At 41.8% G+C, this 19,235-nt stretch carries 22 protein-coding genes and 5 tRNA genes; 15 read left to right on the top strand and 12 right to left on the bottom strand.

The window, feature by feature from the left end; genetic code table 11:
• Nucleotides 1-11 precede the first annotated feature (11 nt).
• Both NT141_00135 and NT141_00130 read left to right on the top strand, forming a co-directional pair.
• Nucleotides 12-1,265, top strand: a complete 1,254-nt coding sequence (locus NT141_00135; protein ID MCX6783473.1) for an MFS transporter — start codon at nucleotides 12-14, stop codon at nucleotides 1,263-1,265.
• Between the two features lie 582 nt (nucleotides 1,266-1,847).
• Nucleotides 1,848-2,282, top strand: coding sequence for a hypothetical protein (locus NT141_00130; GenBank protein ID MCX6783472.1), 435 nt, complete (start codon nucleotides 1,848-1,850; stop codon nucleotides 2,280-2,282).
• A gap of 66 nt (nucleotides 2,283-2,348) precedes the next feature.
• Here NT141_00130 and NT141_00125 read toward each other — a convergent pair.
• The 6 genes from NT141_00125 to NT141_00100 all read right to left on the bottom strand — a co-directional run bounded on the left by NT141_00125 (nucleotide 2,349) and on the right by NT141_00100 (nucleotide 3,911).
• Nucleotides 2,349-2,424 (bottom strand) — tRNA-Pro (locus NT141_00125).
• Nucleotides 2,425-2,430: 6 nt separating this feature from the next.
• Nucleotides 2,431-2,507, bottom strand: a tRNA-Val gene (locus tag NT141_00120).
• Nucleotides 2,508-2,583 (bottom strand) — tRNA-Arg (locus NT141_00115).
• A 37-nt stretch (nucleotides 2,584-2,620) separates the two neighbouring features.
• On the bottom strand, nucleotides 2,621-3,208 hold the full coding sequence (gene trxA / locus NT141_00110; GenBank protein MCX6783471.1) for a thioredoxin: 588 nt from the start codon (nucleotides 3,206-3,208) through the stop codon (nucleotides 2,621-2,623).
• A 4-nt stretch (nucleotides 3,209-3,212) separates the two neighbouring features.
• A complete protein-coding gene (locus NT141_00105; GenBank protein ID MCX6783470.1) occupies nucleotides 3,213-3,776 on the bottom strand; it encodes a histidine phosphatase family protein in 564 nt (187 codons plus the stop codon).
• Between the two features lie 45 nt (nucleotides 3,777-3,821).
• Nucleotides 3,822-3,911, bottom strand: a tRNA-Ser gene (locus NT141_00100).
• 32 nt (nucleotides 3,912-3,943) lie between these two features.
• Here NT141_00100 and NT141_00095 point away from each other — a divergent pair.
• The 5 genes from NT141_00095 to NT141_00075 all read left to right on the top strand — a co-directional run bounded on the left by NT141_00095 (nucleotide 3,944) and on the right by NT141_00075 (nucleotide 6,749).
• Complete coding sequence (locus tag NT141_00095; protein ID MCX6783469.1) at nucleotides 3,944-4,501, top strand: M48 family metallopeptidase; 558 nt, start codon at nucleotides 3,944-3,946, stop codon at nucleotides 4,499-4,501.
• Nucleotides 4,498-4,830: a DUF192 domain-containing protein gene (locus NT141_00090; GenBank protein ID MCX6783468.1), complete on the top strand. Its 333-nt coding sequence runs from the start codon at nucleotides 4,498-4,500 to the stop codon at nucleotides 4,828-4,830. The genes NT141_00095 and NT141_00090 overlap by 4 nt, the downstream gene beginning before the upstream one ends.
• Before the next feature lie 10 nt (nucleotides 4,831-4,840).
• Nucleotides 4,841-4,926 (top strand) — tRNA-Leu (locus NT141_00085).
• Nucleotides 4,927-4,974: 48 nt separating this feature from the next.
• Nucleotides 4,975-5,634, top strand: a complete 660-nt coding sequence (locus NT141_00080) for a hypothetical protein (GenBank protein MCX6783467.1) — start codon at nucleotides 4,975-4,977, stop codon at nucleotides 5,632-5,634.
• Between the two features lie 98 nt (nucleotides 5,635-5,732).
• On the top strand, nucleotides 5,733-6,749 hold the full coding sequence (locus tag NT141_00075; protein MCX6783466.1) for a radical SAM protein: 1,017 nt from the start codon (nucleotides 5,733-5,735) through the stop codon (nucleotides 6,747-6,749).
• Between the two features lie 23 nt (nucleotides 6,750-6,772).
• On the opposite strand, the gene NT141_00070 is transcribed toward NT141_00075, so the two are convergent.
• Nucleotides 6,773-7,738, bottom strand: coding sequence for a hypothetical protein (locus NT141_00070; protein MCX6783465.1), 966 nt, complete (start codon nucleotides 7,736-7,738; stop codon nucleotides 6,773-6,775).
• Between the two features lie 344 nt (nucleotides 7,739-8,082).
• Between NT141_00070 and NT141_00065 the strand changes: the two genes are divergently transcribed.
• Genes NT141_00065 through NT141_00055 form a run of 3 tightly spaced genes read left to right on the top strand, consistent with a single transcriptional unit; the run spans nucleotide 8,083 to nucleotide 9,836 of the window.
• Nucleotides 8,083-8,469 (top strand): hypothetical protein, encoded by a 387-nt coding sequence (locus tag NT141_00065; protein ID MCX6783464.1) that lies wholly within the window; start codon nucleotides 8,083-8,085, stop codon nucleotides 8,467-8,469.
• Entirely contained in the window at nucleotides 8,466-9,437 is a 972-nt protein-coding gene (locus NT141_00060; protein ID MCX6783463.1) for a hypothetical protein, read from the top strand. Before NT141_00065 ends, NT141_00060 begins: the two co-directional genes overlap by 4 nt.
• Nucleotides 9,438-9,443: 6 nt before the next feature.
• A complete protein-coding gene (locus NT141_00055) occupies nucleotides 9,444-9,836 on the top strand; it encodes an NUDIX hydrolase (protein ID MCX6783462.1) in 393 nt (130 codons plus the stop codon).
• A 170-nt stretch (nucleotides 9,837-10,006) separates the two neighbouring features.
• Here NT141_00055 and NT141_00050 read toward each other — a convergent pair whose 3' ends face one another.
• Nucleotides 10,007-10,366: a hypothetical protein gene (locus NT141_00050; GenBank protein ID MCX6783461.1), complete on the bottom strand. Its 360-nt coding sequence runs from the start codon at nucleotides 10,364-10,366 to the stop codon at nucleotides 10,007-10,009.
• The gene (locus tag NT141_00045) at nucleotides 10,336-10,962 is read right to left on the bottom strand and encodes a hypothetical protein (protein ID MCX6783460.1); all 627 of its coding nucleotides are present in this window, start codon (nucleotides 10,960-10,962) and stop codon (nucleotides 10,336-10,338) included. Before NT141_00045 ends, NT141_00050 begins: the two co-directional genes overlap by 31 nt.
• Nucleotides 10,963-11,252: 290 nt before the next feature.
• On the opposite strand from NT141_00045, the gene NT141_00040 reads away from it, so the two are divergent.
• From NT141_00040 to NT141_00030, 3 genes are all read left to right on the top strand, one after another.
• Complete coding sequence (locus NT141_00040; protein ID MCX6783459.1) at nucleotides 11,253-12,665, top strand: PIF1 family DEAD/DEAH box helicase; 1,413 nt, start codon at nucleotides 11,253-11,255, stop codon at nucleotides 12,663-12,665.
• A complete protein-coding gene (locus NT141_00035) occupies nucleotides 12,662-13,270 on the top strand; it encodes a hypothetical protein (protein MCX6783458.1) in 609 nt (202 codons plus the stop codon). Before NT141_00040 ends, NT141_00035 begins: the two co-directional genes overlap by 4 nt.
• 96 nt (nucleotides 13,271-13,366) lie before the next feature.
• Complete coding sequence (locus NT141_00030; GenBank protein MCX6783457.1) at nucleotides 13,367-14,596, top strand: radical SAM protein; 1,230 nt, start codon at nucleotides 13,367-13,369, stop codon at nucleotides 14,594-14,596.
• Nucleotides 14,597-14,873: 277 nt separating this feature from the next.
• On the opposite strand, the gene NT141_00025 is transcribed toward NT141_00030, so the two are convergent.
• The 3 genes from NT141_00025 to NT141_00015 all read right to left on the bottom strand — a co-directional run bounded on the left by NT141_00025 (nucleotide 14,874) and on the right by NT141_00015 (nucleotide 17,820).
• Nucleotides 14,874-15,632, bottom strand: a complete 759-nt coding sequence (locus tag NT141_00025; protein MCX6783456.1) for a hypothetical protein — start codon at nucleotides 15,630-15,632, stop codon at nucleotides 14,874-14,876.
• A 233-nt stretch (nucleotides 15,633-15,865) separates the two neighbouring features.
• Complete coding sequence (locus NT141_00020) at nucleotides 15,866-17,158, bottom strand: pitrilysin family protein (protein ID MCX6783455.1); 1,293 nt, start codon at nucleotides 17,156-17,158, stop codon at nucleotides 15,866-15,868.
• 23 nt (nucleotides 17,159-17,181) lie between these two features.
• The gene (locus tag NT141_00015; GenBank protein ID MCX6783454.1) at nucleotides 17,182-17,820 is read right to left on the bottom strand and encodes a hypothetical protein; all 639 of its coding nucleotides are present in this window, start codon (nucleotides 17,818-17,820) and stop codon (nucleotides 17,182-17,184) included.
• A 143-nt stretch (nucleotides 17,821-17,963) separates the two neighbouring features.
• Here NT141_00015 and NT141_00010 point away from each other — a divergent pair, with 143 nt between their 5' ends.
• A complete protein-coding gene (locus NT141_00010; protein MCX6783453.1) occupies nucleotides 17,964-18,761 on the top strand; it encodes a hypothetical protein in 798 nt (265 codons plus the stop codon).
• A gap of 80 nt (nucleotides 18,762-18,841) precedes the next feature.
• Nucleotides 18,842-19,135 (top strand): hypothetical protein, encoded by a 294-nt coding sequence (locus NT141_00005; protein MCX6783452.1) that lies wholly within the window; start codon nucleotides 18,842-18,844, stop codon nucleotides 19,133-19,135.
• The last annotated feature ends 100 nt before the right edge of the window (nucleotides 19,136-19,235 follow it).

Here is a 19,235-nt window from a genome sequence, read left to right as displayed (position 1 = left end):
CCCGATTAAGTATGGTAAATTACCTGCGAAACAGACCCCTATGGGTCATTTATCTAACTATCTTTGTGGACATGCTGGGGGTGGGAATTTTAATTCCAGTAATTCCAATTCTCCTGGCCGACCCAAGCTCTAAATTTTACATACTTCCCAGTAATTTTCATTTGACTCAAGGCTACATAATCCTCGGACTCCTTGCAGCGTCCTACCCAATCGCTCAATTCATTGCCGCCCCAATACTCGGGCAATTGTCGGATCGCTTTGGCCGCAAACCAGTCCTCCTTATTTCGCTAATTGGCACTGTAATTTCCTACTTATTATTCGCACTAGGTTTATGGATTAAAAATATCCCGCTATTATTTGTTTCTAGAATTTTCGACGGCACTACCGGTGGTAATGTGTCTGTGGCGCAAGCCGCCATTGCTGATTTAACACCAACTTCGGAACGTTCTAAATATTTTGGCTTAGCGGGGGCAGCCCTTGGCGTGGGGTTTATTATGGGTGCCTTTATTGGTGGCAAATTTTCCGATTCAGCAGTAATTCCTTGGTTTAGCCCAATTGTGCCGTTTTTAGCAGCCGCTATCTTAAGTATGATTAATGTGCTTTCGGTAATTTATATGTTTAAAGAAACATTATTTGCTAAAAAAACTGCTCTAAAAATTCGCATTACAGAATCATTAGAAAATCTAACTAAAGCCATTAATATGGAACATTTGCGAGTTCTATTCTTTTCATACTTTTTACTACAATGCGGTTTTACATTCTTTACGACTTTTTTTAGTATTTCTCTTATTCAACGATTTAATTTTACTCAAAGCGCCATTGGAGACTTTTTTGCCCTGGCCGGAGTCTGCATTGCTGTTTTTCAGATATTACTAATTCCCCGAATATTTAAGCGCTTTGATGAGCGAATAGTTTTAAAATACAGTTTGATTGGCACCGGAATTGCGATAATGATGTACTTTTTACCAAAGTATCACTGGCAATTATTTCTAATAACTCCCATTTTCGCTCTTTTTGACGGTCTTTCTCAGACTGGGGTTAATAGTTTGATTAGTAAATCTGCAAAGCCGGAGATGCAGGGGAGTGTTCTTGGAATCTCCACCAGCATTTCGGCCGTCGCCTCGGCCTTCCCGCCGATCCTGTCCGGCTATATTGCCGCCAGGTTGACCGCTTCAGCTCCAATATTTGTTTCGGCCCTGGTTACTATTGGGGCCGGCTTAGTATTTATTGTTTGGTACCGACCGCAAACCATTAAAAACCGCTAAGGTTATAACTATTCATCTGGTCACTAATCGATTTCATTATTGAGTTAACAGCTACATAAGTTAACCAGATCGTTATTACTAAAGAAACAACGGTGATCGCTCCGGCTATATAGCCAGCTCGACGGGTACTTACGTCGTAATGATGACGATACTTAAACAACCACCACAGTCCGGCCGGTGGTGCTAGTAAACTCCAAGCATAAACCCCCTAATCTGTCCCCAAATAGTAAGAGGCGGTTCTTTGATCTTGTAGCCGCAGTGACCGCAGAAAAAAACGTCCGATGGATTAAAAATGTGACATTTTGGGCATTGGATTTGGGCAGGTGGTACTTGACAATCGGGCATAAATATTGGTAAAAGTATAGCACATGAATACGACCCCAAAGTTTACAATGATTACTTGCCTTAATTTAGTCCGCGGTTACGCGTCTTAACTAGGGTCTCGGGGGTTTCGGCAAACAACAAAGAACAAATAACAAACAAAACCCCCGCCCCAAAGCGGGTTTTTTGGTCTTTCAACCTGTCGCCACTAACTGTGACAACAAGCTGGGAAATCAAATCAACAAATGTTCAAGGAGAGAAATGGATCAAAAATTATCTGGTAAGCGCTTCGTAGCAGCCAATGATGATGAGTTAGGTCAAAAAGCCCTCAGAATTTTGTCTGAGCGTGGCTTTCGGATATTCACATTCGTAAAAGGTCAAGCATGTGCACCGGCCTCTTCCGATGTTGTACTCTTTTCGGGATATACAGGTAGGTTTTGCAGTCACCACCTGCGGGAGAATGTTCCAACCTCTGAAGCCCCGGCTTGGACTCAAGGAGCTGGTCAGATTGTGGCTGTCCGTGAGAATTTTGTTAAAGACAGCTTTGGTTTAGGCGGTCTGACAGAGGCGCTTGTTCAAATGGCTTACAAGAGTTTAGGAATAAAACCGCCACGAAGTTTAATTAATAATCACTCTCGCCATCGTCAGCGCTGGGAGGCCTTTAAAAGACAACTTAGTGGACCATACTACTCATAAATTAAATACATGCCGTTACAGCCGTGGAAAATCTTCCCAGATTCCACGGCTTTCTTTTTTGTAAAATGGTCGGAGTGCTGGGGCTCGAACCCAGGGCCTCGACGTCCCAAACGTCGCGCGCTACCAACTGCGCCACACTCCGTCGAATTGGTGGGTGGTACAGGACTCGAACCTGTGACCTTTCGGATGTAAACCGAACGCTCTAACCAACTGAGCTAACCGCCCTGGTGCGCTCGGTGGGAGTCGAACCCACAATCACCAGCTTCGGAAGCTGATACCTTATCCATTAGGCCACGAGCGCCTGTGACTCGGGCTAATTATATCATTGAAGTTGAGAATTATTTACCGAAGAGTTCTTGGAGTTGGGCTTCGTCGTAACCAACGATTACTTCTCCCTTATACCACATCTGGGGAACGCCCATGTGATTGCTTTTATCGGTCATTTGAGTCGCGGCCGCCTCATTTTCACCAACGTTAATTTCTTTATACTCAACATTTCTAGACTTTAAGTAATCTTTAAGTTTGGCACACCACGAACAGGTAGAAGTGGTAAAAATAATAGGTATGGTAGTATTTACGTCAAGATTATCGCTAGCTTTGGTAGCAGATGACCCTAAAGCTTGATCTAAGGCGTCAGTGTAATCTTTTTTAGTCATCGCCCCCTCAATTCTCATTCCAGGTACACCGTCTTTAAAAATAATTACAGTCGGAATTGACAAAATTTCGAAACTATCGCTGGTATTTCGGCCATCATCGACATTAAACTTCGTAAATTTTACCGTTGGTTCATACTCCTTAGCGATTTCTTCTAATAAAGGCCCAAGCCTTTTGCAGGGGCCACACCAAGGGGCCCAAAAATCTACTAGGGTAATACCTTTGCTTTGAGTAACTTCGGAAGCGAAAAGCTGGTCGTTTAATTCTGTCATAATCTCATTCTATCAAGTTAGCGACGGTCTTGCCAGGCGTTTCTGATACCGAGAGAATAGTGGGGAAGCCTGAGCTATCGTAACGGATTTTGGTGATCGAAACGAAATCAATGTATAAATGCGATTGCGCCCTGGCATCAAGTCCTAAAGTGACCGAGATGATAGCCCGAATTCGATTACCATGTGTAAAAATTAGAACTTCTTGCCCCTCGTATTTAGCTACGGCTTCTTTTAAAAAATTTGCAACCTCTTTTTTAACGGCATCAAACTCATCTTCTAAAACCTGAGGTACAGCGGAGTCAGTTGGAGCGGGCCACATACCAGAACCAACTTCAATCAGTTCCTTTATGATCTGGGGTTTAGGAGACGACGTTGGAGCAGAGATTTTACAAGTATCTAAGGCGCGATTAAAGGGACTCACCAAAACGCTGTCAAAACGACCGTCTTTCAAATAACTTTTTAGAACTTCTGCCTGCCGAATACCGGTGGGGTTTAAATGACTTTCTGGGGTCTGCTCACCATGAGCATCATAAGCATTTCCATGACGGATAAAATAAAAAGTAGTCATTGTAATGATTCTAACATAACTTCGCCGTAGCGAAGCGAAGGCGAGTGGCGGAGGGGGTGAGATTCGAACTCACGGTCACCTTGCGGCGACAGCGGTTTTCAAGACCACCGCACTAGACCACTATGCGACCCCTCCATTTACCGTCAACGCGTATATAATAACAAATTATGGACATAAAGATTGAAATTAACGAACAGCTTAAAATTATAAAAATCAAACATAATCATTTTTCCCGCTCAATCAGGCTGGCTGTTTGCGGAGTTGACGACATAGTACTTACCTGCCCTAAGAGAACCAGTCAAAAAGTCATCGATCAGGCTTTAGCTCAGTGGCAAGGTTACATTGAAGATAAGCTTGCTGAACTGTCAAAGAAGGCGTCACTAAGTCCATTTGGAACAGAGTCTGATTACAGAATCAAGAAGCCCCACGCTAAAAGAGAAATTATTGCGAGACTTACAGAGCTGAATGTAAATAATCAGTTTGTGTTTAACAAGGTAGCTATTAGAAATCCGAAGACTCGTTGGGGCAGTTGCTCTCACAGTAAAACTCTTAGTTTTAGTTACAAAGTTGCTTTTTTAGCCCCCGAACTTCGTGATTACGTAATCATCCACGAACTCTGCCACCTTAAAGTATTTAATCACTCGCCGGAATTTTGGACGCAAGTTAGCAATTTTCTTCCCAATTATAAAGTGCTTCGCCGTCGTTTGAAGAATGAAGATTTATGAAAGTAACCAACCAAACTCGCGGCACTGTTGTCGCTGACCAGGTCTATGAGGCCAGAGGCTTGATTGAGAGAGCCTTTGGTTTACTCAACCCAAAACTACCAAGATTCCTATTTATTAGGACTAGGTTGGGAATTCACACTTTTGGCTTGTCAGCGGCGATTGATGTAGTAATAATGAATGATAGTGGTCAAATCGTCGCTATGACAGAAATTCTTAAACCCTGGCGCGTCTATTTATGGAATCCCAAGTATGACCGCGTCCTCGAGCTTCCTAGTGGCGCGATTAAAGCCTCTAAATCTAGAGTCGGCGACACTCTGGTGTTAGAATAGCGTCACATTAGGGCGAGTGGTGAAATGGCAGACACGCAAGGTTTAGGACCTTGTGCTCGCAAGAGTGTGTGGGTTCGACTCCCACCTCGCCCACCACGTAAAAATATTGGCGAGTCCGCCAGAAGCGGACGGGTCTAGATTTTAATGATAAATTACCATCCCAGCCTTAAATTTGAACTCAACAAAGAAATGGATTACTGGACAGCCAAGGAGTTTGTCGAACCTATTATTAAGCGTCATCCTGATCTAGCTTCCCTGAAACAAACCCAAAAAGAACTTTGGCCGGAAAAGATTAAGGAATACGTTGATTCCTACTACACTGATCACGACCAAGAGATAAAAGCCGTTTTAGAGAAAACTCAGACTAAATGGGATGAGATTTACAAGGAGTTTTATCAAGCAGTGGACCGGCTATTTGACCGTCATCCTTGGCCCAAAGGAGAATACCTAGGCTTTGCATCAATTTTTGACTGCAACCCTCGCTTTTTAGGCAACAAGACCTTCCAATTCTTTTATAACCATCAAGAGGGGACCATTTACGTAGCAGCTCACGAAATGCTGCACTTCATGTTCTTTGATTACGCCTTTAAACACTTTCCTAAACTTACTGAGGACGATTTGTGGGATTTATCAGAAATATTCAATGTGATAATCCTCTCCCGACCTGAATTCGTGGCTATAACTGGCAATAGCAGTCCTCGAGCTTACCGGGACCATCTCAAGGACATTCAAAAATACACAAACCTCTGGAAAAATTCAAAGGACGTTAAAGGCCTCATTAAATCGGCACTCGACTTACAGTAGTAACTTTAGTTTGCTTTTTGTTGTTGTTAAGCCTAAAATCCATCCTAGACTTCAGTAAATTCGGAAACTAATAAACAAAAGGAAAATTGGAGGAGAAAATGTATTGCTTTATTGTTAAAGCTACAACCGACTGCAATATCGGCTGTGGGTACTGCTATCAAAGGGATTTTGGCCAATCAGCAGAGCTGCTCAGTGTTTCAGACGCTAAAAGGCTGATTACTCAAGCAGCGGAAGTATCGTTTCCCAGAGTTAATCTAATTTGGCACGGTGAGGAACCCCTCTTGCTTGGTTTAGACTTCTACCGTGATGTCTTTAGCTTTGGCCAAACGATTTCATCCAAAGTTCATCAAGTAGTTCAAACCAATGCTACTCTGCTGGATAAAGATTGGGCCCAGCTTTTCGCGGAGTACGGAATTTCCGTTGGTGTAAGCCTAGATGGTCCAAAAAGTATCCATAATCGACAGAGAACTGGTAAAGAAGGTCAAGAAACATTTGAGCAGGTGTTAGAAGGAATGCAACTCCTAAAGGAGCATAACGTTCCTTTCGGCACTTTGTCGGTAGTAACGCCGGCAGGTCTCGATCAAGCCTCGGAAATTTACCACTTTCTGGTAGAAACGGGATTAACTTCTTTTGACTTCCTTGGCTCATCAAAAGAGGTCACCTTGCGGCAGTTTGCTGAGTTTATGTTTGAGGTTTTTCTAATTTGGACGAAGGAAGACAATCCAAACATCCACATTAGGCAACTGGAGAACGTAGTAATGGCACTTCTAGGTGGTCAACCATCACTGTGTAGATTTAACGGTTCTTGCGCCGATTACCTAACAGTTTTATCAAATGGCGATGTGTACCCTTGTGATAACCTGCTGGGGTTTCCTGAATTTCGTTTTGGAAACATTCACGAAAGTCACCTAAACGAGATCCTGGCAAGTTCCCAAAGACAGGGATTTTTAGCAACAGTTGCGGCTCAACGGGAAAGATGCAAAACTTGTCAATATTGGCGTTACTGTTTCGGAGGTTGTACGGCAGAGAGGCTACTTAACGGAGATAAGGAGTTTTGTGGCGCCCGGAGATTCCTAATTGGGAAGATTCGACAACAGTTACAAGGGCTTCTTTAGAGTTTAGCGCTTCCAAGATGATCTTAATTTTGGAAGCGCTTTAGTTTTTCCTTAATCTCAAAGATAAAATTCTCGTCAACGCTTTTACCACCTTTAATGTAGCTAGCTACAGTATTCATCATCTCAGCGGAAATAAACACTTCCCAGTGCCAATAATTTTCGAATTGACTTGCAGGACTGGCGCTATTAAATAAAATACGAGCCTTGGTTTTAACGTCACCCTGAAAATATTTGTCCCCTAAATAAGCATTTACTACACTGGCGTGAACCGCTTCATTTAAAATTGATTGGATCGGTCGGTTAAATCTTGTTTCCACAGATTTAAATTCCGTAGTTTTTCCTTGTTGCAGTAGCAACTCGTTATACTCCCCATAACTAAAAACCAGATGTACTAGTTCGTGAAGTGTAATTCGAAGTAGTCGATTAGTTTCATTAAGAGGCAAAGCGCTGCACTCCAGCATTACACAGCCGAGTTCTTGCATGGCGCTACCGCCACACCCGCCGTTAAGAGTGCTTAAAAGAAGAATAAGGCGGGTACCTTCCACTTGTGGGGCATGCCCAAAGAAAACTGTTAATTCTTTAATTGGCTCCTTGAAAACATCGCTTTTTAGGATCTCGTCTAGTTTTTGTTGCCATTTCAATAAGTTTGGCTTATCACTAACCCATATCCTCTGAAAACGCGGCTCAAAAACAGTAAAGCACGATTCAATTATATTAAAGTCGGAGGCAGCGACATTTTTTTTAAGCGTTTCCCAAATGTTAGAGCTGTCGTCACTAAAAAAGTACTTACCAATGTAATCTTCGAAACCGTGTTTTTTTAGAACTTTGGCAAAATCATTTAGAACTGCTTGCTCTTTAGGTGTCAACGGACCGGTTTGGGAAAGCCAATCCTCGTTAAAATAAGGGGTGCAAGAAAAATGCCAGTTAGAGAGATTACTTAAAAAAAAGAATTTGTTGGCGATTTCTGAAGCAATTAACTTGACAGTCATAACAAAACAAAGTATACCAAGACTAATCTAAAGAAAAAGGAGTAAAAAAAGGCAGGAAGTCAAATTGTAGCTGCTCTCAAAAGTAAAGTAGCTCAACAAGGACAGACAAGTGAAAGAGGCTGGGACAATGATTGGGACAGAACGCAATGGCCCAATTCCTGGGATAAGTCCGAACCAGACCATGATTTTCCGAGATACTGGGACAAAAACTGGGATCGGACTAATTAAGCCTCGAAACCCGACGATTCTACAACAAATCGCCGGGTTTTTTATTTGACAATCTAAATCGACTAGTATTTTGAAGTAATTCGTAATGTCTTCAGTGTTAAGATATATAACGAAGTATGGTTGAAATTATATATTCGGAACAAGTTAATAAAAATCTGATGGATAACTACCTCCCCGGTCTTTTCGAGTTTTGTAGCAAGCATAACCTCGTATATTTCGAGCCATCCAAAGAAAACAATAAAAAGGTTTTAGAACTAGTGGCCAAAGGATTTCCACAAGTAGAAGGCAATATTACTTGCTACATTAGAACATTTGGACCTCAGGGTATGTACCATCCAGAGGATAATTGCATTTCGATCTGTCCAATCGACATCGATAAAGCTCCAGGCGGCTTTGTGGGAACTATAAAACATGAAATTACGCATCTATCGCACCCAGAAGCTAATTCCATGGACCACGAAAAGAAAGAGGATTACATTAATAATCAAGGCTTTAATTTGTGAAAAACCTTACGACTATTTTCTATTCACCAAAATATTCTGACATTGAGCCAAACACTGATGCTAGCTGGACAAAACGCTATTTTCTGGACTCAACTATTAAATCTAAATGGGTTTACGAGGCACTGTTATCGTCAGATATTAAAGTCGCTATTAAAGAACCTCTGCCTCTAAATACTAAAGATTTTCTCCTAGCTCATACGGAGTCTTACGTAAACACTATTATGACCGGCTCTCCGGCTGATACGGCTGGTGGGAGCGGTATTCATTGGAGTAGTAAAGTATTAGAAACGCAAAGTTTTGTTTGTGGAGGACTGTACAACGCTTGTGTTGAGGCGTTAAAAACACATTCAGTGAGTGGGACCCTTTCATCTGGATTTCATCATGCTCATGCAGACTTTGGGACCGGATTTTGCATTTTCAACGGGCTCGCCATAGCCGCTAAGAAACTACAAAATGAATGTTTAGCTAAAAAGATTCTGATATTTGATTGCGACGTTCACTATGGCAACGGTACGGCGGCTATTCTTAAGAGTTCTAAAGATATTTTAAACATCAGTATTTATAAAAATGCTATTCAAAAAGGCACTCAGTCGATTGACAACGTTGCTAGCGGTAACGTCGCCATTCGGGTATCGACAGCTGACGAGTATTTGTCCGAGATAAAGAAACTACCTGGCTATATTGAAACATTTAAGTCGGATTTAGTTATTTATAACGCCGGAATGGATGCCTTTGAAAATGATCGCTTGGGAGGAATCAGCGGCATCACTAGTGAGATACTTAAAGAGCGAGACGATCTGGTCTTTGAAACATGTAGAAAATACTCGGCCCCTGTGGCCTTTTCGTTAGAAGGCGGTTATGTAACTTACAAAGATAAGTCAGGAAAATTACTTTCGGAAGCAGAAGTAGCCAAAAGCCGTAATAATCTAGTTTCACTCTACTTATCGCTTATTCGTAGTGGGTTATAACAGATTATGAATAATATCACGATTGTTTGCCGAGCATTAATCATTGATAACAATAAAGGGGTTTTGCTTGTTAAAAAAACCGGTTCTGATTTCTGGAGTTTACCGGGCGGAAAGTTAGACACGCAGGACTCAAGTTTGCAAGATTGTTTAAAGCGGGAACTGCAGGAAGAATTAGGCACTCAAATTAAAATTGAGGCTATTCACTTTGTTCAGGAATTACACAAGGAGGATACGCGATATGTTGAACTGATCTGGCAAGCAGCACTGGAAATCAATTTAAGCCTTCAGGACATTCAAAAGACTTCGAACGGTGAGTTGGATGGTATTCGGTGGGTTTCGCAGAGTGAGTTACGCAGTACTAATGTCAAACCAGACTTCTTAAAGGAACTCACGCTATAACGTCACTCTTCAGTATTATCAGTTTATTTTGAGTTCCGAGACTGGAAGACGCCTATTAAAACTGAATAAATGTGTCCGGAGCGTCACCGGAAATGAAGTAATTCGTAATATCAACCATGATGTCCCACCACGTAAAAATATGCAAGCGTTCAAAAACGGGCGCTTTTGTATTAGAAAAACAGCGGTAGATCAACATCGTCTTTCAGAGTTTTCTCCAGTGATTTTTGACCATTTAAATACCTAAATTTACCTTTGCAATCAGTGAATTTCTTAGTTCTGCGTCTTAGGAAGTACCCATTGATCCATAAATCTGCTGTTTTATATGTCTTAAACCCCTTTAAAGACTCCAGTCTGTCATTTAGATGAGAATTAAATGATTCAATTATGTTGGTAGTTTTCGGGCAGTGTTTATATCGTAAATACCCCAGGAGCAGTTCTTTTCTGCGGTTTATCTCAAGCATTATTTCCAGATACAATTGATTATTACCATCGTTACTATTTAGGCAGAATTTAAGTATATTCTTAGCCACACGATTAAAGCGTCCTCCGATCTCTTGGGATGAAACAGGTTTTCCAGAGCTGATACAAAAGATTGATGCTGTGGATTAGTTCGAACTCCTAGAGTTTGACGGATATTCTCAAGGTAATGGTTCTGACAAATCTGAACTATCGCTCTGGGGTAAACGGCCAAACAGGCTAGTCTAATGTTCTCGTTATCGTCAGAGACCAGAGCGACCAGAGGATAGTTTAGAAGCCTCAGTGATTTAAAGTACGCCAGACAGCCTAGGTAATTCTCCGACGGCAGCAGTTTATATGTCGGAATATCATGAGTTAGATAATCAATGCCATAAAGCACCGGAATCTTTTTCTCAAATCCCCGGACTGCTACAAACTTCCCATCAACTACCAAGATGCCACAGTATTTGGAAGCGTCGTGCCTGGAGACATCGGCGTTATGAGGCAGGGCCGCGAGATACCTACTAACCTTATTAAAGGCACCACCAATCGACAAACCAAAGAGATCAGCAATCTTCCGAAGTGGTAAACCGTCTAAATGCAGAAAAACTAATCTACCAACATCTAACCTCTTCTTACGATTAACACTAAACCAGCCATTACAATCCAAACAACGGAACCGCAGTTGGCCTCGGCGGACTCCTTTCTTAACGGCCTTTAAACCACCACACTTCGGACATTTGGGATTTTTTTAAACATAGGCAGATTCTAATGACTATTTTCACTTAGTCAAAACAATAGTTTATACTGTCAGCGGGACTTGGGATTGCCAAAAAAGCGCCCATTTCTGAACGGAGTCCAGTAAAAATTAACGTGGCACCGCCCTATTTTTCAACTACGATAAAAAAACATAATTCTGAATCAAGTTCAGAATGACATGCGAAGTGGTACTCTTATTAAATGACTCAAGAAGAAGCTTTTAAGATTCTCAAGACCGGTGATAACGTCTTTTTAACCGGTAAAGCTGGCAGTGGGAAGACGTATCTTCTGAATCAGTACATTGATTATTTAAAACAGAACAATGTAGCGGTTGGCGTAACGGCCTCTACCGGCATTGCGGCGACCCATATGGAAGGGCTGACTATTCACTCGTGGGCTGGGATCGGAATTAAAGACAGCATGACCGATGACGAAATTAGATTACTGCTTTTTAAGGATCGGCTGCAGGATCGATTTGCCAGGACGAAAGTCTTAATTATCGATGAAATTTCGATGCTCCACAGCTACCGACTGGATTTGGTCGACCGCGTGGCGAAGATGTTTAGAGCGAGTCCACAATCATTCGGCGGCTTACAGGTAATTCTTTGTGGTGACTTTTTTCAGTTACCACCGGTTAGTAGGAACGCCAACCCAGCTGACTTTTTCGCTTTTAAAGCCCAGTCTTGGGAGGATTCAGATCTGCGAGTCTGTTATTTGGAAACCCAGTATCGACAAACTGACAAAACCTATAGCAGCCTACTTAACGATATTAGAGATAATAAAGTAAACGAGGAGACAATTGAAACACTACGTCCTCGCTACCAAGCCGAGATGAAAGATCCTGCGATTACCAAACTATATACTCATAACGCTGATGTGGATGCCATTAATAACCTAAAATTGTCGCAACTGAGGGGGGAAGCGAAGCATTTTTTAATGCAAAGTAGTGGCGAACCGAAGTTAGTTGATTCTCTAAAACAAAACTGTTTGGCTCCGGAAGACTTGGTTCTTAAGAAAGGCGCAGTTGTGATGTTTTTAAAGAATAACTTTGAGCGGGGCTACGTAAACGGCACACTGGGAACGATTTTAGAGTTTGAGGCAGGGGGCTACCCGGTTGTTAAAACCAGAAACGGCGAGCAGATAGAAGCGGTGCCTGAAAGCTGGCGGATCGAAGACGAACACGAAATACTGGCCGAAATTGATCAGATTCCGCTCCGTTTAGCCTGGGCTATCACGGTTCACAAAAGTCAGGGAATGAGTTTAGATGCCGCCGAAGTTGATTTGTCTAAATCCTTTGAGCCGGGCATGGGCTACGTGGCCTTGTCGCGAATCCGAACTCTGGCGGGACTACGTTTAATGGGCTTAAATGAAACGGCTCTCAAAGTGAACCAAGAGGTCCTAGCAATTGACCAAGAATTTCTAAGCCGTTCACAAAAAGAGGCGATAGCACTAAAGAAGACATCATCAGAGGAACTAAAACACTCCCACAACCTCTTTTTAAATAAATCTTCCGTCACTCAGCCTCCGAAGTCTTTCGATATTAAAGACTTAAAGAAAAAAGGTAAGAAAAAAACCAGTCCCGTAGCTTCTTGGCTAAATAAAATTGGCTTGTGAAAAATTTCTACCCCGAACTAAAATTTTATGAAAACAGAGAACTTGATTATTGGACCGCTAAGGAATTTTCGGCCTCTCTCGCTAATAACCCAAGTAAAGAATATATCGATACTTACTACGCTGATCACGACAAGGAGATTAAAGCTACTTTGGAGAAAACTCTGGCTGAGTGGGATACGATTTCCAATGAGTTTTATCAAGATATAGACCAGATTTTTGATAGTCACCTTTGGCCTAAAGGCGAGTATGTTGGATTTGCATCAATTTTTGACTGCAACCCCCGTTTTTTAGGTAACAAGACCTTCCAATTCTTCTACAATCATCCGGAAGGAGCCATTTACGTGGCGGCTCACGAAATGCTGCACTTCATGTTCTTTAACTACGCCTTTAAACACTTTCCAGAGCTCACCGAGGATAATTTGTGGGACGTCTCTGAAATATTTAATGTGATAATCCTCTCTCAACCTGAATTTGTGGCTATCACTGGCAACAATAGCCCACGCGCTTACCCGGAACACCAAAAAGAGATACCAAAATACACAGATCTTTGGAAAAATTCCAAGAATGTTACGGAATTTATTAAATCGTCTCTCGACCTACAGTAGTATCTTTAGTTTGCTTTTTGTTGTTGTTAAGCCTAAAATGCGCTCTGGACTAAATAAACTCAAATTATAAATAAAAGGAGTAATTAGGAGGAGAAGATGCAATACCGTTTAAGAGACGGGGTTTACTTGGTAACTGGGGCACTTAGAGGCGCCATTTTAGACACTGGGACCGAGAAGGTATATTCCGTCAACGAACAGGCGGTGGCCACCTTACAGTACCAAGTCGCAAACGAGGCTTACTGGCTTCAGTTAGTATCTTTGGATCTTGCGGAAGTTACAGAGGCTGCAAGGGTCAACTTCTTACCAGAAGTTGTTGCTACGAGGCCAGAGTTTGTGTGGTTTGAGATCACCGAAGACTGTAATGAACGCTGCATACATTGCTATGCTGGCTGCAGCGATCCAAAGACTAAGGCATTACCTAAACTTACTCACCTGGACTGGCTACGCCTGGTCCGAGAGGCCTACGAAGTTGGGTTTAGGCGCTGTCAGTTCATTGGTGGCGAACCCTTTAATTATAAGGGTCCTAAGGGCGAAACGGTCTTGGATCTAGCCGAATATGCGGTCCAATTGGGTTTTGAAATGGTAGAGCTGTTCACTAATGCTTTGCTAATCTCAAAACCAGCCACTATCGCTCGAGTCAAAGACTTGCGTCTACATGTTGCAACTTCGTTATATTCTAGCGACCCCTCGGTTCACGATGGTATCACTAGAATAAAAGGTAGCCAGGCAAGAACCGTACAAAGCTTGCACCTTCTGCACAAAGCTGGGGTCCAAACGAGAGTAGGAATCGTGGTAATGCGGCAAAACGAGCACACGATTAAAGAAACTGTGGCGTTGGCTAAGAGCTTGGGAGCTAGTACCAAGAGACCGGATATTCTCCGACCAACTGGAAGAGGAGATGACAAATCTTTGTTACCTTCCAAAACCACGTTTCTTGAGTATGCCGCGCAAACCAGCCCTAACTTTAAGGCTAGATCAGCTATTCTGCTTCACAATCGTAGCGGTAACGCTTGCCTACAAGGAAAGTTAGCAGTAACTCCAAGCGGTGAGGTTTATCCTTGCGTCTTTGCTCGGGACCAGGTTCTTGGTGATGTTTCTGCCGAAGGTTCGTTACAAGAAATCACGAACGCTGACCAGACAAGGTTAGTCTGGGAAAGCACCAAGGATAGTGTGCTGGTTTGCAAAGATTGCGAGTATCGCTATGTTTGTAACGATTGTCGGCCGCTAGCTTATGCAGCTGCAAACGAGCAGGCATCGTTTATTAGCGCACCGCCACCACGATGCGGGTATAATCCGTATACTGGCACGTGGAGAGGTGAATTTTAGAAAGGAGGTTTATAGAGTAAAAAAACCGCTGTGTTTAGTAGGTCATTAAATTACATCAGAAAAGGAGTTAGAGACAATGAATACGAATGGAGCGACGATTGATCTGGTTACAGTAGGAAGAGTTGCGACTTGTGCACCGGCATGCGGTCCAGACGATGACGAGCCAGGTTGTGGTCCGTACGACACGTGCAATCCTGATGCCAGTTGCAGTCCGGATGATGGCTGTAGCCCAGATGAAAACTGCGATCCTAAGTAACTATTAGTGTCCCTGCTATTCTCAACGAGATTTCTTGATGAGGGTAGTGGGGATTTCTTTTTCCATCCGCTTGAGGTACTCGGTTACATTTTCACTACTTTTAAGAAACTCTCGCCAACTGGGAAGAAGGTATTTTTCAATTTCTAACAGAAAATCGTGCCCAATAGGCTTTTCGTCAATATACAAATACTCACCACTTCCGTTCAATCTAATTCTTAACTCATTATCTGTGGTTAACTCTATTATCGCATGAGCTAACGGAGAAGATCCAAGAACGCTATGGAGCATTTCGTGAGCTAAATATACTAGGCTGTAGCTAGGCCAATCTTCACTATGTCCCCAAGCCAGTCTATTTTTTCCAAGAGACCTACCCAGTCCAATTTTGGGATGAACCACTACAGCCTCAAAACTTTCATTCGGAGGATCTATTTTTAAAATACCTTTAAGCTCATGTTCAATCCGAGCTTTGTTTTGATCCCATTCCTTTTCCAGCCAGTTTTTATACTCCTCCGTTTCAGTTATAACGGCTCTAAATTCCTCTGAAGTAACTCCATTTTCTACTAGCGCTTCAGCATCTGTAGTAGCTACGGTTAGTTCTTTGATGAAGTCTCTACTAGCAAAAATGCCGAAAATATCGGGATCCTTTAGAAACTGGTAGCCAATTTTATGTTCTTCCCACAGACGGTTTTTTAATGAGGTTAGGTTCTCAACTCCAGAGGTCTTTTTAAAGATAGCGGAGACCAGAAGCAGCGGTTTATTTATGGAAAACGTAAGATTCACATCCCAATAATATCATACTGATCATTCTTAATTATTTTAAATGTTTAGCCTAAAACTGAATAAATGTGTCCGGAGCGGCACCGGATATGTCGAGACATTAACCAAGCCTTAAATTTGAATTAAACAAAGAACTGGACTACTGGACAGCCGCAGTCCTCGAGCCTATTCAGATCGTCTAAAGGAGATACCAAAATACACCGACCTTTGGAAGAATTCCAAGAACGTTAAGGAATTTATAACGATATTTTGATACTTTGCAGAAATGCTTCGTCAACGTCTCCGGTTATAGTTAGATACCAGTTATTATTTGTTAAATATTTACTAGCGACTTCCCTTACCTCTTCAGAAGTAACCGAACTGACCTCTTTAAAATAATCTTCGATTGTCCAAACACTGTCAGGATAATAAAGAGTTCGGTATTCATGCCAATCGACCCAAGATCCCGATGTTTGCATACTCATCTTTTTAGATTTAATTAAACGGTTTTTTACGAGCTGCAATTCCTCAGCAGTTGGTCCCGTGTCTTTCATCCGTTTAAGTTCAGTAACGATAATATCCATAACTTCCTGCAAATTATCCTTCGACGCGTGTGTAGAAATACCAAAGTCTCCGCCATCTATAAAACCGCCATTTCGAGCGCTAACTCCGTAAACTAAACCTTTTTCATAACGTAGTTTTTTGGCCAGAGCACTGGTACGGCCGCCGCCCAAGATACTTCCCAAGATGGATAACGATCGGCTATCGGGGTGAGTATGATGTACAGTTCTAAAATCAAATTCAACATTTAAATTACTACCTTTAAAATACGAAAAATCAGTTATCTTCTCCCTAAAGATCGGTAAATTAGCTGAGAACTCTGGCCTGCTTCCGGAAGCTACAGGTAGCTCTTTTTCTAGTATTTCTGTTAATTTTGCCAAGTCTACGCCACCTGAGACTACAATTGCCAAAGATGACGCATTAAGATGCTCTTTGTAGAAATTTAAAATATCATCTTTAGTAATACTTTTAATAGATTCCTCAGAACCAAGGGTGTCGTGATCTTCAACAGTTTTTTGGTAAATCAAGCGATACGCCAGTCTACTTAAGACTTTAGTAGGGCTTTCTTTACTAGAAGCCAATTCCCTAAGAATTGCTCCCCGTTCCGTTTCAATTGCCTTTTCGTTAAATAAAGGGTTAATTATTTCTTCAGATAAAACCTTAATAGCCGACGGAACATCAATAGGATCTCCAACTGCAACTTCTACCCGCAAAGCTAGATGACCGGTAGAGGCGCTAGTGATACCACCCAGATCCTCGATGTAAGCGGCTAGTTTATCTTTTGTAGGGAAGTTTTTGGTCCCAGCGAGTAGCATGTGCTCCAGGAAATGTGCTAACCCTTCTTTGCCTGGCGGATCAAACCGAGAGCCGGCAATAAAAGCCGCGGAAATTGCGACAGGCGTTCCCGGTCGTTCAAAAAGGACCACGCGAGTTCCATTTGTAAGCTTGGCTTCGTGACGGGTAACGCTAAAGTCTTTAAGAGTAAACATCTTCTAAATGAGGAGTATAGCACTTAGCTGCTGCGGCTTCGTGGATACTCATTAACATAACGATTAATGGCGGCTGGAAGATTAGGAATTGTTTCAGCTGTTATAAACCTATCAATTCGAGAATCACCAATTGATTGTAATTTATAATCAGGCATTATGTCTTTAAATAATGTTACGGCCATTAGATCAACTGATCTTTCTTTTTCCTCTTGAGTTAGTTTGTATTTTTTGACTATCACTTCCTCTATACCGATGTGAATCATTTCGTGAATGGGCGTGTGATATGGCTGCAATCTTAAAAATTTCCCAGAATCTTCCACTCTCATTATAATCTTACCGGTTTCGGAACTATAGCTACCACCCATCCCGTACCTGGTTACCACAATTTCGTAATGCGGAAAGACCTTAAACGCCCAGGCAGTTGCGAGTTTAGAAAAGATAGGAAATACTACCTCTATTTGCTCTCTATTTTTCTTAAGAATATTAACGCCTATCGCATATATTTCCGGCTTGTATTCTTCCTGAAGAGATTCGAGTTTCTTTGGAAGTTTGGGGGTATAACCGTGCTCTTTGAACCATGGCAACTTTCTAACAGTTTCTTGAATCCTATTCAGTTCTTCTTCAATGGTATTAGGTCTTATTTGTATACGGTCATTACTCATAACAACTTTATTATAACCCTATGCTAATTCACATTATTATAGAATCTAAAGCTCGGTAATCGTTGCGCGATAATCTGCGCGATTACTGGGTGGTAAAATTTATAGTATAGTTACTATGATATGGTAAGTAATATACTTAAAGTATGAAAAACGTAAAACTAGCAGTTATCATCGTAGTGACCGTGGGGCTAGTGACGGTTCTGGCGCTCGTGATTAATTCCAAATTGCACCCTAAAACATCCACTGGTACGTCCACATTAAATGCTCCTGATTTAGAAGTAGCAGTTCTATCTACCGGAAAACCGGCCAATTTTACTCTGTACCTTAAGGGAAGAAATCAGCCACCTCAAGAAGTATCAATACTAGTTGAAAAATCTACTAATCCAGAAGGTATAACTCGCGCTAAACCAATAAATGTAGAGGTTTTCGAAAATATAAATAACAAAAAGTCTAAGGTATTTAGTTATACCGGCGATAAACCGGAGGTAACCAATGAGCTAGCCGATGCGTATGTGGCATCGAATTTTTTGGAAACCGGAAAGGATGTGTTAATAGTCCATCGAAGAAACACTGCCTACGGCTCCGGTTATCGGGATTATTTAACAGTTATTGGCTATTATGGAAATCCACCATCAGCACCACAAGACTCGGCGAACTTTAAGTATCAGGCTATAGAGGGACCAACGCTTATTGAACTCGATAAATATAAACTGGAAAATCAGTTGGGAAGTTTTTTGGTTGCTCGCGCTTTTTATTCGGAAAGTCCGAACCTAGAAACACACTACAGCCCGCATAAATACGAATTTTTTAGGTATTCGTGGAACTGGGATAGCTTCCTGGAAAGCCCCAGTCTGGGAAAAACGAATAACGGCTACGACTTAAGCATATCTATCGATCAAATTATAAGTGACGAAAATCTAAAGGTGGGGCGTAAGTTATAGATTTGCAATTTCCTACATCCTGTAGTATAATTAATTAACCTAAATTCGGTCTAATTTCAGCAATTTTAAGAGGGTAAAAAATGAAAACGCAGTCTACTTTCTTGGCAGCGTTGCTCTCGTTGATTGTTATTGTTAGCGTAATAAATGGAGTCAACGCCGCGTCAGTTAATCCGAAGCAAATATGTCCTGATAATGGAGTTCAAGTGATGGTTTCTGGTTTTATCCGGATTACAATTCCGGCGTATTATCAGCCAAACATTAAGAATTCCCCCATGACAGTTTACTTTTGGGAAATCATGACAATAACGACTGGTGGCGACTTCAGTGAATATCGGTGTAATACTCATTTAGCGTGGGTGAAATGGCATCTTTAGCTTGCAATTGCGCTCTAAACCTCTAAACTTTCAAAATGCTTCTTCAAACTTTCCATAAATCCAAAAAAACTACAACCGAAGATGCCCAAAATGTTCTGGT

This window comes from candidate division WWE3 bacterium, from assembly GCA_026396615.1.
In the GTDB taxonomy this organism is placed as follows: Bacteria; Patescibacteriota; WWE3; order JAPLWK01; family JAPLWK01; genus JAPLWK01.
The sequence above is the reverse complement of the archived record's forward strand: the minus strand, read 5'-3'. Positions and strand labels throughout refer to the sequence as shown.

What these genes read in the sequence shown, in the direction of transcription:
- NT141_00135 (MCX6783473.1), top strand. Translation starts at nt 12, where the DNA reads ATGGTAAATTACCTGCGAAACAGACCCCTATGGGTCATTTATCTAACT.
- NT141_00130 (MCX6783472.1), top strand. Translation starts at nt 1,848, where the DNA reads ATGGATCAAAAATTATCTGGTAAGCGCTTCGTAGCAGCCAATGATGAT.
- trxA (MCX6783471.1), bottom strand. Translation starts at nt 3,208, where the DNA reads ATGACAGAATTAAACGACCAGCTTTTCGCTTCCGAAGTTACTCAAAGC.
- NT141_00105 (MCX6783470.1), bottom strand. Translation starts at nt 3,776, where the DNA reads ATGACTACTTTTTATTTTATCCGTCATGGAAATGCTTATGATGCTCAT.
- NT141_00095 (MCX6783469.1), top strand. Translation starts at nt 3,944, where the DNA reads ATGGACATAAAGATTGAAATTAACGAACAGCTTAAAATTATAAAAATC.
- NT141_00090 (MCX6783468.1), top strand. Translation starts at nt 4,498, where the DNA reads ATGAAAGTAACCAACCAAACTCGCGGCACTGTTGTCGCTGACCAGGTC.
- NT141_00080 (MCX6783467.1), top strand. Translation starts at nt 4,975, where the DNA reads ATGATAAATTACCATCCCAGCCTTAAATTTGAACTCAACAAAGAAATG.
- NT141_00075 (MCX6783466.1), top strand. Translation starts at nt 5,733, where the DNA reads ATGTATTGCTTTATTGTTAAAGCTACAACCGACTGCAATATCGGCTGT.
- NT141_00070 (MCX6783465.1), bottom strand. Translation starts at nt 7,738, where the DNA reads ATGACTGTCAAGTTAATTGCTTCAGAAATCGCCAACAAATTCTTTTTT.
- NT141_00065 (MCX6783464.1), top strand. Translation starts at nt 8,083, where the DNA reads ATGGTTGAAATTATATATTCGGAACAAGTTAATAAAAATCTGATGGAT.
- NT141_00055 (MCX6783462.1), top strand. Translation starts at nt 9,444, where the DNA reads ATGAATAATATCACGATTGTTTGCCGAGCATTAATCATTGATAACAAT.
- NT141_00040 (MCX6783459.1), top strand. Translation starts at nt 11,253, where the DNA reads ATGACTCAAGAAGAAGCTTTTAAGATTCTCAAGACCGGTGATAACGTC.
- NT141_00030 (MCX6783457.1), top strand. Translation starts at nt 13,367, where the DNA reads ATGCAATACCGTTTAAGAGACGGGGTTTACTTGGTAACTGGGGCACTT.
- NT141_00020 (MCX6783455.1), bottom strand. Translation starts at nt 17,158, where the DNA reads ATGTTTACTCTTAAAGACTTTAGCGTTACCCGTCACGAAGCCAAGCTT.
- NT141_00015 (MCX6783454.1), bottom strand. Translation starts at nt 17,820, where the DNA reads ATGAGTAATGACCGTATACAAATAAGACCTAATACCATTGAAGAAGAA.
- NT141_00010 (MCX6783453.1), top strand. Translation starts at nt 17,964, where the DNA reads ATGAAAAACGTAAAACTAGCAGTTATCATCGTAGTGACCGTGGGGCTA.
- NT141_00005 (MCX6783452.1), top strand. Translation starts at nt 18,842, where the DNA reads ATGAAAACGCAGTCTACTTTCTTGGCAGCGTTGCTCTCGTTGATTGTT.